This is a genomic window from Iodobacter fluviatilis (genome assembly GCF_004194535.1).
In the GTDB taxonomy this organism is placed as follows: Bacteria; Pseudomonadota; Gammaproteobacteria; order Burkholderiales; family Chitinibacteraceae; genus Iodobacter; species Iodobacter fluviatilis_A.
Window position 1 is genome coordinate 2,772,619 of the sequence record NZ_CP025781.1, and the last position, 15,212, is coordinate 2,787,830.

A 15,212-nucleotide genomic window follows, 5' to 3' on the forward strand; every position below is an offset into this window, starting at 1 on the left:
GCGTTGGGTGGTAGAAAGGACGTTTGTGTAGGCGTACAACTTTCGTTGCCTATCTAAGGCTTTTTTTGCGAAGCGCTGTGTCCTCTATGGCCACCGTAGCTCAAGATTTGGGTTTTGTTTTACACATTAGCAAAGTATTTCGGCTTCTTCCTGCGGCGGATTAATAATCGGGCCCAGATTGTAAGCTCGCCTCGCTTTATTGCATTGCTCATCCCCAGCAATGACTTCTTTACACGTGCTTGAGCGCTGCTCATAGATGCCGCAACTCACCTGCTCGCCCACTTTTCCTATTAATGCAACGCAGTGGCTGGGGTGCTGGTCGGTGCCGCGCATGGCAACATATATAGAATGGATGGGGATGGTAAGCAGGGTAGGCACCGTGCCGCCGAGAGCGGAATCAGTTTCTCCCCAATAAAACGAAACCCGAAAGTGAGCGCAGCATGCGCCGCAGCTTTGGCAATCATTACTCATCGCTAGATAGTCCGCCGAAGTAGCGTTAGGATGGTTTTCTTGTATTGTGCTTTTTCATTGCGTCAGTAATATGGCAGGTTTTGATATTTTATGTAGGTTTAAATAAGGATTTTGTATGGCTAGCGTATTGCGTCACTCAGATTTGCCCGTAGAAGCGTGGAAAAACGGCGGGGGGCTCACTTCAGAAATTGCGATTTGCCCTGAGGGTGCAGACTTAGCCGATTTTGACTGGCGTATCAGCATGGCGACGATAGGTGTTGATGGTGGGTTTTCAGAGTTTGCAGGTATTGATCGCAGCTTGGCGCTAGTGGCGGGTAAGGGCGTGAACTTGCAATTTGGCAAGGCAGAGCCGCAGCGGTTAATGCCGAAAGAAAAGCCGCTGCGTTTTGCTGGCGAGACCCAAGTTTATGCAAGCTTGTTGCAAGGTAAAGTGATCGATTTTAATGTCATGACACGGCGCAGTAGCTATACGCACACATTGCAGCAGCAGCTATTTAGTGAGCCGCAAACATGGGTTTTTGCGGGTGAAAGTGGCTTGTTATTTTTGGCCGAAGGTGAGTCTGTTTTATGCCAGAAGGGGGGCAGCAGTTTGTTTTAAAAGCGATGGATAGTTTGTTTTTAAGCGTCGACGATGTGGGTGAATGGCTTTTGGTGCCTTATGGGGAAGTATGTCTCTTTTTTACTGATTTAAATAAATTTGATTACCCGCTGAAATAAATAATTAGATAAGTAATTTTGCTTACAATAATTAATGTATTTACTTTCTATTTAATTCCAATTCTCTTTCTTGAATATTTAAATTTGTTTATTTTAATAATTCATAAGTACATAATGATGTTCTAATTTTGTAAGTTTTATTAAATGGAGCTGACTTATGCGCATTGAAAAAGTAATAAATAAGCGAAGTACGCAGGCTGGTGTATTGGCGATTGCTCTTGCCAGCATCATGGCTGCATGTGTGACAACGGGAGGCGAAAACACGGCAGAATCTGCCCCGCCACCCGCGGCAAGCCAGCAGGGGAAATCAGAGCATGCCCCTGTTCTGGGTGAGCAGCCCAGCCAGCCATTTGGCCTGCCGCCACAGGCTGGGGCAAAAGGATTACCTGATCATCCGCAGGTGTCTGCCCTGCAAAAAGGCGCGGCGGTAGCGCCGCTTTATGCACAATGTGATCAGCGATTATTTTCTTTATCGGGCGCGGCACTGGCCAGCTATGTGGCGACGGTAGAAGGGCGTTGTATTAACAAGCTTTTTGAGGCCGATGCGGCAACTTACCCAGTTATTTCGGCCGCAAATATGCAGGCTGTGGCAAAAGAAGCGCGTTTGCGCGCACGCCAGTGGAATCCGGCCAAGCCCAATGGGCTTTGGCCTCTGGCTACTTTCTTAAAAGCAGGCTATTTCACCCAGTACAGCCACGCCAGAGAAGTGGGCGAATATGGGCGTACTGTTGATCAGCCCGTTATGCAGGTGGTGAGCGCGCTGGCTGAGAACCCAGCGATCTGGTTAAACCCTGCTGAATCTCAATCCAGTGGGGCATGGGAACGGCAGAATGATGCGCGGCAAAGTGTTAGCGAAACTATGATTCTGGCCGATTCGGTGCGTCAGCCTGAATATGCATTGCCATTAATAAGTACTTTTTTTAGCCGCTATCAGGGGCAGTTTAAACAAAGCTATGCTCAATACGCTTTGCATCCTATGCAAACCACCTTGTTTAATCTGCATGGGCAGAGTGGATTTGCGGATCAAGTTGCGGCAGGCCAGCTCGATAGCCTAGTGAAAAGCCTTGTTGCTTTATTACGCCAAGGCCGTGGTGCATTTAAAGACGAGCAGATGTTTTTAAATACGTTGCGTGAAACTGGGCGCTTTATGCTTTACCCCAAAACCAAGTTGCTGGCCGAGCCTGCTGTGGCCTTATACCTAAATGCGGAACGATTCTCGGCGGCGTGGGCTGAGGCGGCATACGTGCTTAAAACTATCGCCAAGGTGCCCTGTGATCGCTACAACCTTTGTAATGCTGAAGCCGAGCTAAAAACCAAGCTGTTTCCTAACCGCTGGCAGTTTGATAATGGCAATTTGGTGTTTGAAACACCACTGACCCGTGATGAGGTTGAGCCGCTTTACTACGCCATGAAGCAGGTCGAGGCGCAGTTAAAACGCGTAAGCGGAGTAAGCGAGCCAGTTAAAAATGATCCGAACCCACGTTTACGGATGGTGGTGTATGGCACAAAGGCAGATTACGGTAAATTTCAGGGCTTGCTCAATGGCTTATCCACCGATAACGGCGGCATTTATATTGAAAACGGAGCAACCTTTTACACCTACCAGCGCACCAGCCAAGAAAGCACGTTGTCTTTAGAAGAGTTGGTTCGCCACGAATATGTGCATTATTTATCCGGCCGCTTTATTCAGCCGGGCATGTGGGGCACAGGTGAATTTTCCCGTGATAGCCGCCGTATGCCTTGGTATGACGAAGGCTTTGCTGAGTTTATGGCGTGGAGTACCTCGCGCGAGGGCATTAAAGTACGTGGCCATGTGGTGGATGTGGTGGCTAACAATTGGCCTGCCAGCTATCAAACACCAGCGCAAATTATGCGTTCTAGCTATAGCGATGGCTGGGATTTTTATAGTCATTCGGCCTTATGGTTTTACTTTTTACACCGCAATGAGCCGGGTATTTTGGCTGAGGTGTTACAGCAATTACGTAATGATGATGTTAAAGGCTTTGATGCACTGGTGAAACGTCTTGGCGCTGATATGGCTTTAGGCGCTCGCTTTAAAACCTTTGTAGACCAGCAGGTTACATTACAGCGTGCTGGACAATTGGGTGACACTTCAACGTTGAAAGGTAAAGATTGGCTGCCTCAATCTGAGTGGCAGCTTGCAAACCCTGCGCTGATTCAGAACTATATTGCTAGAGAGCTGCCACTAAGTTGTCGTAACTGGGCAAGTGGTTCAGATAGCGAGCTGCGCCGTTTTGAATGCACAGGCTTTACAGCCATTCGTGCCTCCACATTGACGGCCGCTCATCAAGAAAGCGATACCCTGCTAAATAAAGCACTCATTAATTTGCAAGGTAAAGCCAATAACTTTATTGCGCTGAATTGCTTTGCCAGCGATTATCAGCTGGATACGCATCGTGCGGCCTTACGTTGTGAAGGCCCGCTGGCAGTCGATAACACCGTCACGCCAGCGCCAACTGGCATCCCGGTCACGCCGCCACCAGTCAAGCCAACGGCTGTGCCAACACCACAGCCCACTGCTCGCCCAACGGCTGTGCCGACATCGGCTCCTACCCCAACAGTGCGCCCAACTACGGTGCCTACTGCACGGCCAAGTCCTTTGCCTACCCAGCCGCCATCAACACTGGCCTTATTAAAAACCCGCTATAGCAATACTGGCCGCTGCTTGCGTGTCACGCTGGAGGCGAATCAGCCGGTAGATCGTTTTGTGCTGGTGAATTCAGCCAAGCTGGGGCGGATTAATTTTGCTGAATATGGCAGTTTCACCTACCGCCGCGATGCCGATGTGCCAGGGCTCGCAGACAGCATTACCGTTCGCCTGCAGCGCGGTACGCAATTTAAAGATATCCGTGTGGTGCTGGATGCAAAACCCGTGAATCAAAGTGAAGAAGCTTGCTGGGCTGCCGCATAAACTAGCAGTCCTGTCGGACTTAGACGGTCGAAGCGAAAAATCGCATGGTCGAGACCAGATTTTGCCGGATTTGCAGCGCCAATAACGAGTTATTGGTCAAAAATTTGGTGAAATATAGGCCGATCAGGTGATTTTGCAGCTGACTGATGCTAAGTCCGACAGGCTGCTAGCTAGATCGGTGCAGCAGGGGTGTTATCCTGCTGCACTGCCGTATTTGTACTGGGTTTTATTACCATAAATAGCCGGTGATGGCAGATCAGTTAATCGCAAAAAAATGATTTTAAATCGCCAGTTAAAAAGATAAGTAATTGTAAATATTAGATTTATTGCCCATTTTTTGCCTTGGCGATTAAGCATTTAATCGCAGCTAGCAGGCGTGGTAGTTGTGCCCCCACTCGCCCTAGGGTGCTTGACAACAGTGCGCTGCAAAGCTGACTATGCGCCCACTATGATGATACTGAACCGCGCTTATTCTTATAATTATCTGGCTTGCTCACTGGCAGCCCGATGGGTAGCGTTCATCTAAAGCACACAGATTGAACCATCTAAGGCCGCCAAATTAGGCGGCCTTGTTGCATTCTGGCCAGCCTACTTTGTTGGTTCTTGTGTTTACAAAAAAAAGGACCACACCATGACTACTCGCTCTAATTGGGGCTCAAAGCTGGGATTTGTGCTTGCTGCGGCAGGCTCGGCCATTGGCCTTGGGGCCATTTGGAAATTCCCTTACGTTACCGCTATGAATGGCGGTGGCGTGTTTTTGCTGCTTTTTCTGTTTTTTAGTTTTACGCTGGGCTTGGCCCAAATGGTGGTGGAGTTTACGCTGGGCCGTAGTGCGCAAACTGGGCCGGTAGGGATGTTTCGTAAGCTGGCGGGTAAATCTTGGCCGTTGATCGGCATGATGGGGATTTTTGCAGGTTTTGTGCTCTACAGCTTTTACAGCGTGGTGGGCGGCTGGACTTTGGCTTATCTTGCGCTGGCCATGGATGGCTCGGTGCTGACTACCGATACCAAGGTGCTTAAAGATACTTTCGAGCATTATGTATCTAATCCTTACTGGCCGATTCTGACCCACGGTGTATTTGTACTGGTGACGCTGGGTATTGTGATTGGTGGCATCGAAAAAGGCATTGAGCGCGCCAGCAAATTGCTGATGCCGGGCCTGTTTATCATCATGCTGATTCTAATCGCCCGATCCTTAACGCTGCCTGGCGCATGGCAGGGCGTGGTGGCTTTCTTTGCGCCAGATTTTTCTAAGCTTACTCCCGCAATGGCAGTTGATGCGCTAGGTCTCGCGTTTTTCTCGCTGTCTTTAGGCACGGGCGGCATGATCGCTTACGGCTCTTATGTGAAGCAAGAAACACCGGTATTGCACTCGGCGGCTTGGGTGGTGGGGCTTTCGTGTACCGTGGCGATTTTAGCTGGGCTGATGATTTTCCCCGCGCTGTTTGCCTTTAATCTTGACCCAAGCGCTGGCCCGGGCCTGACCTTTATGACCATGCCGGTGGTGTTTGCTAGCCTGCCTTTCGGTCAAATCTTTGCGATTGCTTTTTTTGCCCTGCTCTCAGTGGCCGCGCTGACGTCATCGGTATCGATGCTGGAATTAATCGCTACGTTATTTTTGGATGAATACAAACTGCCACGGCGCAAAGTGATTCTGGCGCTCTCATTGGCGGTATTCCTCTGCGGTATTCCCGCATCGCTGTCTTTTGGGCCTTGGGCTGACGTGAAATTCTTCGGCAAAACCATTTTTGACCTGATGGATTACAGCGTCTCCAATGTGATGATGCCGCTAGGCGGAATCGGTGTGGCGCTCTTCGCAGGCTGGCGCGTATGGCCACTATTGGAAGAGCATTCTGGCCTATCCGGCTTGGCACTCTTCGGCCTGAAATGGAGCTGCCGCGTAGTCGCGCCTTTATCGATTGCGGTGATTTTGGTGAAGAATCTTTGAGCCTTATTTGCAAACTCTAAAACCCAAATCTTGAACCACGGAGATCACAGAGAACACGGAGTTTCACGGAGAAAAACCTTTTTGAGTTGAGTTCATTTTTTTGTTTTTAAGTACTTTCAATCTTAGCCCCAGTTGGGGACATTCCGGCTCATTGCAGGGAGCTTAAGAGTCCCCTTGAAACACGCCGTAGCGAGGAGCAAGCGGGGCGGGGGATCGCTTGGGAGCGAGGCAGCGAGCCAATCCCGCCCGCCGCCGACTCGATTGTCCGCAGCGAAGGGGTCTTCGTGTTTCGTGGGGCGGCCTTCTTTGGCTTCGTTTCTTGGCCGCGCAAGAAAGGAAGGCCCCCGCGGTGGCTACCGCTCCAAAATCACCGTGCCGAAGGCACTAAACTAATAAAGCCTTGTTTTAGATTTGCATCGTGCCCCACGGGCTCATTTATTAAAAACACGCAGGATGTTTTATGACTACACGTAATGCTTGGGGCTCGCGTTTGGGCTTTATTCTGGCGGCGGCTGGCTCGGCCATTGGGCTGGGGGCGATCTGGAAGTTCCCTTATGTCACCGCAATGAATGGTGGTGGGGCTTTCCTACTGTTATTCCTGATCTTTAGCTTTACCTTAGGCTTGGCACTGATGATGGCCGAGATTGCCTTGGGGCGCTCCGCGGCCAATGGTGCGGTGGGCGCGTTTAAAAAGATGGGTGGCAAGCCTTGGGCGCTTTTGGGCCTGCTCGGAGTGATTGCAGGTTTTGTACTGTTTTCATTTTATAGCGTGGTGGGCGGCTGGACTTTTGCTTATCTGGGTAAGGCCATCGATGGCAGCATCCTGAGTGCCGACCCTAAGGCATTAGAAGCGATGTTTGGCAGCTTTGTATCTGATCCAATCAAGCCCTTGCTTACCCACGCGCTGTTTACGCTAGCAACTTTAGGCATTGTGCTGGGCGGGATTGAGAAAGGCATCGAGCGGGCTGGCAAAGTACTGATGCCTGCGCTGTTTATGATTATGCTGATTTTGATGCTGCGCTCATTAACGCTGCCGGGTGCATGGGCGGGTGTGGTGCAGTTTTTAGCGCCAGATTGGAGCCGCGTAAATCCTTCGATGGTAGTGGAAGCCTTGGGGTTGGCGTTTTTCTCGCTGTCTTTAGGCGTGGGGGCGATGGTGGCGTATGGCTCTTATATGCATTCCAGCGAAGAGATTCTTTCTGCATCGCTGTGGGTGGTGTTTTTGGCGGTAATGATTGCGCTGTTAGCTGGGCTGATGATTTTCCCTGCTGTGGCGGCCTTTGGTTTAAACCCCGCTGCTGGGCCGGGGCTGACCTTTATGACCATGCCCGTGGTGTTTATGCATCTACCCTTTGGGCAGGGTTTTGCAATTGCCTTTTTTGCTTTGCTGGCTATGGCTGCTTTGTCGTCATCGGTGGCGATGCTGGAGCTGATTGCCATCTGGTTTGTTGACGATCTAAAACTACCGCGTCGCTGGGTGTTGATTGGTATTGCCTTGGCGGTATTCTTATGCGGTATACCGGCATCGTGGTCGTTTGGTATCTGGTCTGATGTGCGCATCTTTGGCAAAAGCATTTTTGATGCGATGGATTACTTTGTATCCAATTTAGCTATGCCTGTTGGTGGCATTGGCTTGGCATTACTGGCGGGGTGGAAAGGCGATTCGCTGGTGGATGAAGTGGGCTTGCAAGGCTGGAAAAGACAAGCTTGGCTGATTACCTGTCGATATCTTGCGCCGGTGCTGATTACCACTGTGCTAGTAAAAAATATCTAGAAGCTTGTTGCAACGCAAAATTACTGCTTGACCTGCTCATCCCTTACAGGGCATTCTTTAAAGCATGAATATATATATAAGATCAATTCCTTCACTGGCTGATGGCGTTTTTAATTAAAGCGGCACCGTTGATCTATGGGGCCGCCGAAAGGGCGGCCTTTATTTTAGCTCGCGTATTCGGTGGCAGAATAATTTAGCAAATGGCACAGGCCCATTTGCTGCTACTAGGAATAGCGCATGTCTCGTTCGCAATGGAGCTCTAAGCTCGGCTTTATTCTTGCCTCCGCTGGGGCAACAGTCGGTTTGGGCTCAATCTGGAAGTTTCCTTACGTTACCGCAATGAACGGCGGCGGTGCGTTTTTGCTGATTTTTGTGCTCATTACTTTTACCCTTGGCATTTCGCTAATACTGGCTGAAATAGCCATTGGCCGTGCTGCGGCTTGTGGTGCTGTAGGGGCGTTTAAAAAGTTGGGTGGCAAAGGCTGGTCGGCCGTTGGCTATATCGGCGTGTTGTGTGGGCTGGTTGTATTTTCTTTTTATAGCGTGGTTGGCGGCTGGACCATCGGTTATCTGCTGCGTGCCCTTGATGGCCGTGTCATGAGTAATGATCCCAAGGCCTTGGGCGCTTTGTTTGGCCAGTATGTTTCTAGCCCTGTTGAACCCATTGTCACCCACGCTCTGTTTGCGCTTCTTACTCTTATCGTAGTGATGTCTGGCATTCAAAAGGGCATTGAGCGTGCGGGTAAAATTTTAATGCCAGCGTTATTTTTGTTGATGCTGGCGCTGATTGCTCGCTCCTTAACCTTGCCTGGCGCAGGGGCGGGCGTGTTGGCGTTTTTAGCACCAGATTTCTCTAAAGTGAATTCAAAAATGCTGGTCGATGCGCTGGGCCTAGCGTTCTTTTCATTATCAGTAGGGGCGGGCTGCATGCTGGCTTATGGTTCCTACCTTGGGCGTGATGTAAAGCTGACCAATGCGGCGATGTGGGTAACGGGCTTAACCACTTTGACCTCTATTTTGGCAGGCCTGATGATTTTTCCTGCCATTACTGCTTTTGGTTTAGACGCAGCAGCAGGCCCAGGCCTTACTTATATGACCATGCCCGTGGTGTTTAACCATTTACCTTTTGGTCAATTTTTTGCGGTGGCGTTCTTTGCGCTGCTGCTAGTAGCGGCCCTGACATCCTCGGTTTCTTTACTGGAGCTGATTGCGGTGTATCCGATTGATGAATGGAATCTGCCCCGTAAAGCCACCACCGGCGTGATTACCCTCTTGGTGTTTTTGGCCGGTATTCCTGCCTCGCTCTCGTTTGGCGTGCTAGGCGAATACAAATGGTTTGGCCGCAATGTGTTTGAGCTCATGGATTACAGCGCATCCAACATCCTGCTGCCCTTGGGCGGTATCGGCACGGTGCTGTTTGCAGGCTGGAAAATCTGGCCCGTGATCGAAGCTGAGCTAGAGCTCAGCCCTGTTTTAAACTGGGGAATGAAGTGGATGTGCCGCATCGTTGCACCGGCATTGATTGCTTTGATCTTGGTTTACAACCTATAAACGAGTGGCTTGCTGCATATTCATTGCCCACGTTGATATGTCGTCATCCCCGAATGCATTGGTCGGGGATCCAGCAGAGCCACTTGATTCCCAATAGAAGCACTCGGGAGTGACGATTTGAATGAGCCTTACCGTTTATCCCCGTTCCACAGGCACAAGGCTGTGAGTGCTCTGTGGGTAAGTTGGGTAAGTCTTTGTTCTGATGATGATTTTTTTTGCTGATTAAATTTTGAGCAGTCTGGTTTTCTGGGGTTTCAGTGAATATTAAAAAAGGCCAGCAGATACGCTGGCCTTGTTCTTATCTGGCTTTCTGCCAGCGCTTTTGCAAGCCGTCAAAGCTTAAGTAGAGCGCAGGGGTGATGTAGAGGGTGATGAGTTGCGACAGCACCAAGCCGCCCACTACTGCCACGCCCATGGGCTGGCGTAGCTCAGCACCTGCGCCTATGCCGATGGCAATCGGCATGGCACCCATAATGGCGGCCAGCGTAGTCATCATAATGGGGCGGAATCGCAGTAAGCAGGCTTCCCGAATCGCATCTACGGGCGCTTTGCCTTCTTTGCGCTCAGCCTCTAGCGCGAAGTCGATCATCATAATGGCGTTTTTCTTGACGATACCAATCAAGAGCAAAATCCCGACCATGGCGATAAAGGTGAGCGGCAGGCTCATGATATCCAGCGCAATCAGCGCCCCAACGGCTGCCGATGGAATACCTGCCAAAATGGTGAGCGGGTGTATCCAGCTTTCATACAGTACGCCCAAGATCACATAAATCACTGCTACGGCCACTAGAATCAGCCATAGCTGGGTGTTTTGCGATTGCTGAAATACGGCGGCATCCCCTGCAAAAGCGCCAAATACTTTGGATGGCAGCTGGATTTCCTGCTTCAGCGCTTCGATCTTGGCTGCGGCTTCCGAGAGTGTTTTCCCTTCGGCCATATTAAACGACAGCGTTACCGCAGGCAGCTGGCCTTGGTGGTTGATGGCGTTATTGGTCATGATGCGCTCGACGCTGGAAAACGCCGAGATGGGTACTAAGACGCCGCTATTGCTGCGGGCGTAGAGCTTATTTAGCGCCGATTCATCACGGCGATAATCGTCACCAAGCTGCATCAATACCGAGTAGCTGTCTTGCGGCAGATAAATGGTGCTGATTTCGCGCTCGCCAAATGCGCCGTACAGCGTTTCGCGCAGGTTTTGCATATCGATGCCCAAGGTTTGGGCCTTATCGCGGTCGATATTTAAGCGGGCTTGCAGGCCGCGCTTTTCGGTGTCCGAGGTGACTTCGGTAAAGATCGGCGATTGGCGCATGGCGCGCATCAGCTTGTCTGACCAATCGCTTAGCTCATCCGATTGCACGGCTTGCAGGGTGTATTGGTAGCGGCTTTTTGAGCTACGTGCGCCAATTTTCAAGTTTTGGGTCGGGTTAAAAAACACTGATATGCCGGTAATACCACTGGTGTCTTTACGCAGGCTGGCTACGGTTTTTTCCATAGAAAGCCGCTGATTGCGAGGCTTTAAGGTAATAAACATCCGGCCACGGTTGCCGCTGGAGAGACTGGAAACCACCACGTTTACATTGGGATTTTTTTGAATCCGCTCGGCGATTTCGGTATGCAGTTTAAGCATGGCAGGGTAGGCAATATCCTGCGGGCCCTCAGAGCTGGCCTGAATTTGGCCGAGATCTTCTTCAGGGAAAAAGCCCTTGGGCATGGATTGATACAGCCAGCCAGTGAGCACAAAGGTGGCCAGCGCCACAGCCAGCATCAGCTTGCGCCTCTTTAAGCTCCAATCTAGCGTGCGTTGATACGCGCTAAGCAGGCCATTAAAACCACGCTCAAAAAAGCGGCTCCACGCAGGTACATGAGCGTCTGGTGCTTCGTGCTTAATATAACGGGCGGCCAGCATTGGGATTAGCGTGAGCGCTACTACGGCGGACACCATAATGGCTAAGGTGACGACGGCGGCAAATTCATGGAACAGCAGGCCAATGGTGCCCGGCATAAAGAAAATCGGGATAAACACGGCAATCAGCGATACCGAAATCGAGACCACGGTAAAGCCGACTTCCTGCGCGCCCTGAATGGCCGCTTCCATGGGCTTCATGCCGTTTTCAACGTGGCGCATGATGTTTTCAAGCACCACAATCGCATCATCCACCACCAAACCAATGGCAATGGTCAGCCCCATCAGCGAGATATTGTCGAGGCTATACCCCAGCCAGTGCATCAGTGCAAAGGTGGCAATCAGTGAGATGGGCAATGACAAAGCCGGAATCAGCGTGGCCGCAGCACGGCGTAAAAACAGCAGAATCACGCCTACCACCAGCAGCATAGTCAGCAACATGGTGAGGTTTACATCGTGAATCGCTTCGCGCACCGATTGCGATCTGTCATTTAAAACCTGCATATTTACCGATTCAGGCATTTGCGCTTTAAGCTGCGGCAGGGCGGCTTTAATGGCGTCAACCACGGCCACGGTATTGGCGTCTGATTGGCGCATCACGGCCAGTACGATAGAGCGCTCGCCGTTAATCCAGCTGCCGCTTTTCACGTCTTGCACGCTGTCTTCTACCGTGGCGACATCGGCGAGGCGCACCGGTTGTTTATTTTTTTGCGCAACGATTAAATTGGCAAAGTCGGCGGCATTTTTAAGCTGCTCATTGGCTTGCAGCGCCAGCACTTGCCGTTTGCCATCAAGCTGGCCAACGGGGCTGTTGGCATTGGCAGATTTAAGCGCGGCGGATAACTCGGCCAGCGTCATATCTCTTGCTGCTAATTGCTCTGGGTTGACTTGCACCCGCACGGCAAAGCGTTTTTGCCCATAAACTGTGACCTGCGCCACACCATTGAGGGTGGAAAGCGTGGGGGAAATCAGGTTGTCGCCGTAATCATTCAACTCGGCCAAGCTCATCGATGGTGAGTTAATCCCTACCATCAGCACCGGCGCATCCGCAGGGTTCACTTTGCGGTAGCTGGGCGGGTTGGTCATATCTTTAGGCAGACCACGCGATGCGCGATAGAGCGCGGCTTGCACGTCGACGGCGGCATCGTCGATATTGCGATTGGCGTCAAACTCTAGTGTGATCGATACCTTGCCCTGAGTGCTGCTCGAGGTAATAACCGCCAAACCGGGGATGGTCGAGAATTGCTTTTCTAGCGGGGTGGCCACCGATGTCGCCATGGTTTCTGGGCTAGCACCTGGCAAGCTGCCAGACACTTCGATGGTGGGCATATTAAAAGACGGCAGGGCAGAGATCGGCAGATTAAACCAAGCCACTACCCCAGCGACGACCACCGCCAGCCAGAGTAGGGTGGTGGCGATCGGTTTGTTAATACTAAGTAAGGAAATATTCATTTTGCGGCACTGGCTGGTTTCTGTGCCTTGGCTGCGCTGGCTTCTCTGACCTTGCTGCCATCACGCAGATTTTGCCCGCCTTCTTTAACCACTCGCTGATTGCTGCCGATGCCACTGACTACGGCGCGCTCGTTTTCTACCTGTACCAACTCAACCGGAATCGCTTTAACGGTTTTGTCTGGCTGAATGGCAAACACAAAGCGCTGGTCTGGGCCGGTTTGTACCGCTTGTACGGGCAGAACGACGGCATTTTTTAATGTGCCCGCAGCAACCTGTACCGGCACAAATGCACCTGGCCATAGCTGGTTTTTAGGATTAGCAAATTCGGCTTTTAAAGTAATCGTGCCTGAGCTGGGATTTACCGTGTTATCGATAAAGCTCAGCTTGCCTTGTAGCTTGCTACCATTGCTTAGCTGTGCGTTGACGACGATAGGGCGGGGTGCGTTTTGCAGGGTGCTTAAGTTCCGCTCAGGCAGGCTGAAGGCAACGGTAATGGGGTTGAGCTGGCTGATGCTTACCAATGGGGTGGCGATGCTAGGCTGCACATAGCTGCCGGTATGCACTTCAACCAAACCTGCACGTCCGCTCAGTGGTGCTTTGATCTGTGAGTAAGATAGCGTGATCTTGGCGGCATCCACCGCTGCGCGTTCTGCGTTGAGTGTGGCTTGTAGCGTTTCTAGTTTGCTTTGTGCGTTATCGAGCGCTGTTTTAGAGATAAAGCTTTGCGCTGCCAACTCTTTTGAGCGCGAATAATCTCGCTCTGCAGCGGCTAGTTGGGCCTGACTTTGGGCAAGTTTTGCCACTGCTTGGCGCACATTGGCTTCATCTTCTCGCGCATCTAGGCTAAATAACAGCTGCCCAGCGCGGATCTGGTCGCCTTCTTTAAAATGTACCTGACGGATCAAACCGCTTTTTTGTGGCCTGATTTCTACCTGATCAAGTGGCGTTACATGGCCTTGTGCACTCAGGTTAAGTGCAATATCTGCACTTTTCGTCGTGGTGGCAATGACTTGCTGCGGTGGGCGCACGGTTTTTTCTTTCGCAGCTTCTTTGCTACAGCCAGCAAGCAGCAAAACAATTAGGGTCAGGCTTAATTTAGTCATTCATTATTCCAGCACGAACACCGCGCCGGAATCGTACGGTGATCGCAATCATTGTTAAAGCCACCATCAGACCAAAGCCGGTAATAATGGCGTACATAGGAGGAATTCCGCTGTTTTGGAATTGATTAACAACGGCTGCGCTGGCGTTGGCAGTGATGGGCTGGCTGAAATATTTCACCATCATGGCATGAATGCCAACCATCACAAGAATGCCAATATTCTCATTAAAGTTTTGCACGGCAATCGAGTGCCCTGCACCCATCAGGGTATGTCCTCTATGTTGCAACATGGCGTTTAAAGGCACTACAAAGAAGCCAGATAAACATCCCACAATAAACATTAAAAATGCAGCCAGCCAAGTATTGTGAACAAACAGCATGCCGATCACCAAAATGCCCATGGCAATTCCTGCTGGCAGCACATTAAATGCCTTTTTAAGAGGGACGCAATGCCCAGCCAGTATGGCACCCGCTGCAATGCCAAATGCAACAACGGCTACTAACTGAGTGGCTTGTTCCATAGAAAAGTTCAGCCAAATCACCGCCCAGTTCAATACTACCAAGCGCATCGTGGCGCCTGCTCCCCAAAACAAGGTGGTTACACCTAGAGATAATTGCCCCTGAGGGTCTTTCCAAAGTTTTACAACGCAGCACCAAAATTCTTTGATTAAAGCAATAGGCTGAAGTTGTAGAGGTTTGAGCTCTACATTCAATTTGGGGATGTAGCAGTTAAGCCAAGATGCAGCGAGATAAAGCAGGATAATTGCGGCAATAGCAAAGCTAGCTGGGCTAAAGTATGGAGCTAGATGGGTGGTTTTTAGCCAAGGTGCAATATGAGCTCCGGCCAGTAAACCGCCTAAAATGGTGCCAAAAATAATAGCACTGACCGTAGCGCCTTCTAACCAGCCATTGGCTGCAACCAGTTTTTCATGCGGAAGATATTCGGTAATGATGCCGTATTTGGCTGGGGAATAGGCTGCGGCGCCAAAACCAACTAAGGCGTAGGCCATAATCGGGGGGATGCCCACTAGCATCCCTAAGCAACCTGCAAGCTTGATGCCATTACAAATCATCATTGCTTTGCCTTTATGCATGGAATCTGCAAAAGAACCAGCAAAGGGGGCAAGTGCTACATAAGAAACAGTAAAGCACCACAGCAGCATAGATAAATGCCACTCAGGAGAGCTTTGTTCCTTCAGGAGTGCCAGCGCGGCAAAGAAAAGGGCGTTGTCTGCTAGCGCCGATAAAAATTGCGCGCCAAGAATAATGAAAAATCCGCGATCCATCTTGGAGCAATATCCGTTTTTATAGTAGGGGGTTTATATCATAAAAGAGTATAAGCCGGCATTGTCGCTTTTGCGC

9 protein-coding genes are annotated in these 15,212 nt (G+C 50.7%); 5 read left to right on the forward strand and 4 right to left on the reverse strand.

Features of this window, described 5'->3' with window-relative positions; translation table 11 throughout:
- Positions 1–126 precede the first annotated feature (126 nt).
- Complete coding sequence (locus C1H71_RS12350) at positions 127–471, reverse strand: YkgJ family cysteine cluster protein (protein WP_130106810.1); 345 nt, start codon at positions 469–471, stop codon at positions 127–129.
- Between the two features lie 115 nt (positions 472–586).
- Here C1H71_RS12350 and C1H71_RS12355 point away from each other — a divergent pair, with 115 nt between their 5' ends.
- The 5 genes from C1H71_RS12355 to C1H71_RS12375 all read left to right on the forward strand — a co-directional run bounded on the left by C1H71_RS12355 (position 587) and on the right by C1H71_RS12375 (position 9,393).
- Positions 587–1,069, forward strand: a complete 483-nt coding sequence (locus C1H71_RS12355) for a HutD/Ves family protein (protein ID WP_130106811.1) — start codon at positions 587–589, stop codon at positions 1,067–1,069.
- Positions 1,070–1,345: 276 nt separating this feature from the next.
- Complete coding sequence (locus C1H71_RS12360) at positions 1,346–4,120, forward strand: collagenase (protein ID WP_130106812.1); 2,775 nt, start codon at positions 1,346–1,348, stop codon at positions 4,118–4,120.
- Between the two features lie 631 nt (positions 4,121–4,751).
- A complete protein-coding gene (locus C1H71_RS12365; protein ID WP_130106813.1) occupies positions 4,752–6,068 on the forward strand; it encodes a sodium-dependent transporter in 1,317 nt (438 codons plus the stop codon).
- A 460-nt stretch (positions 6,069–6,528) separates the two neighbouring features.
- Positions 6,529–7,842 (forward strand): sodium-dependent transporter, encoded by a 1,314-nt coding sequence (locus tag C1H71_RS12370; RefSeq protein ID WP_130106814.1) that lies wholly within the window; start codon positions 6,529–6,531, stop codon positions 7,840–7,842.
- 237 nt (positions 7,843–8,079) lie between these two features.
- The gene (locus C1H71_RS12375) at positions 8,080–9,393 is read left to right on the forward strand and encodes a sodium-dependent transporter (RefSeq protein WP_130106815.1); all 1,314 of its coding nucleotides are present in this window, start codon (positions 8,080–8,082) and stop codon (positions 9,391–9,393) included.
- Between the two features lie 298 nt (positions 9,394–9,691).
- Here the strand turns inward: C1H71_RS12375 and C1H71_RS12380 are convergent, their stop codons facing one another.
- The 3 genes from C1H71_RS12380 to lplT are packed head-to-tail and all read right to left on the reverse strand — an operon-like array spanning position 9,692 to position 15,136.
- Complete coding sequence (locus tag C1H71_RS12380; RefSeq protein ID WP_130106816.1) at positions 9,692–12,748, reverse strand: efflux RND transporter permease subunit; 3,057 nt, start codon at positions 12,746–12,748, stop codon at positions 9,692–9,694.
- Positions 12,745–13,851, reverse strand: coding sequence for an efflux RND transporter periplasmic adaptor subunit (locus tag C1H71_RS12385; protein ID WP_130106817.1), 1,107 nt, complete (start codon positions 13,849–13,851; stop codon positions 12,745–12,747). Before C1H71_RS12385 ends, C1H71_RS12380 begins: the two co-directional genes overlap by 4 nt.
- On the reverse strand, positions 13,844–15,136 hold the full coding sequence (gene lplT / locus C1H71_RS12390) for a lysophospholipid transporter LplT (protein ID WP_130106818.1): 1,293 nt from the start codon (positions 15,134–15,136) through the stop codon (positions 13,844–13,846). Before lplT ends, C1H71_RS12385 begins: the two co-directional genes overlap by 8 nt.
- Positions 15,137–15,212 lie beyond the last annotated feature (76 nt).

What these genes read in the sequence shown, in the direction of transcription:
- C1H71_RS12350 (WP_130106810.1), bottom strand. Translation starts at nt 471, where the DNA reads ATGAGTAATGATTGCCAAAGCTGCGGCGCATGCTGCGCTCACTTTCGG.
- C1H71_RS12355 (WP_130106811.1), top strand. Translation starts at nt 587, where the DNA reads ATGGCTAGCGTATTGCGTCACTCAGATTTGCCCGTAGAAGCGTGGAAA.
- C1H71_RS12360 (WP_130106812.1), top strand. Translation starts at nt 1,346, where the DNA reads ATGCGCATTGAAAAAGTAATAAATAAGCGAAGTACGCAGGCTGGTGTA.
- C1H71_RS12365 (WP_130106813.1), top strand. Translation starts at nt 4,752, where the DNA reads ATGACTACTCGCTCTAATTGGGGCTCAAAGCTGGGATTTGTGCTTGCT.
- C1H71_RS12370 (WP_130106814.1), top strand. Translation starts at nt 6,529, where the DNA reads ATGACTACACGTAATGCTTGGGGCTCGCGTTTGGGCTTTATTCTGGCG.
- C1H71_RS12375 (WP_130106815.1), top strand. Translation starts at nt 8,080, where the DNA reads ATGTCTCGTTCGCAATGGAGCTCTAAGCTCGGCTTTATTCTTGCCTCC.
- C1H71_RS12380 (WP_130106816.1), bottom strand. Translation starts at nt 12,748, where the DNA reads ATGAATATTTCCTTACTTAGTATTAACAAACCGATCGCCACCACCCTA.
- C1H71_RS12385 (WP_130106817.1), bottom strand. Translation starts at nt 13,851, where the DNA reads ATGACTAAATTAAGCCTGACCCTAATTGTTTTGCTGCTTGCTGGCTGT.
- lplT (WP_130106818.1), bottom strand. Translation starts at nt 15,136, where the DNA reads ATGGATCGCGGATTTTTCATTATTCTTGGCGCGCAATTTTTATCGGCG.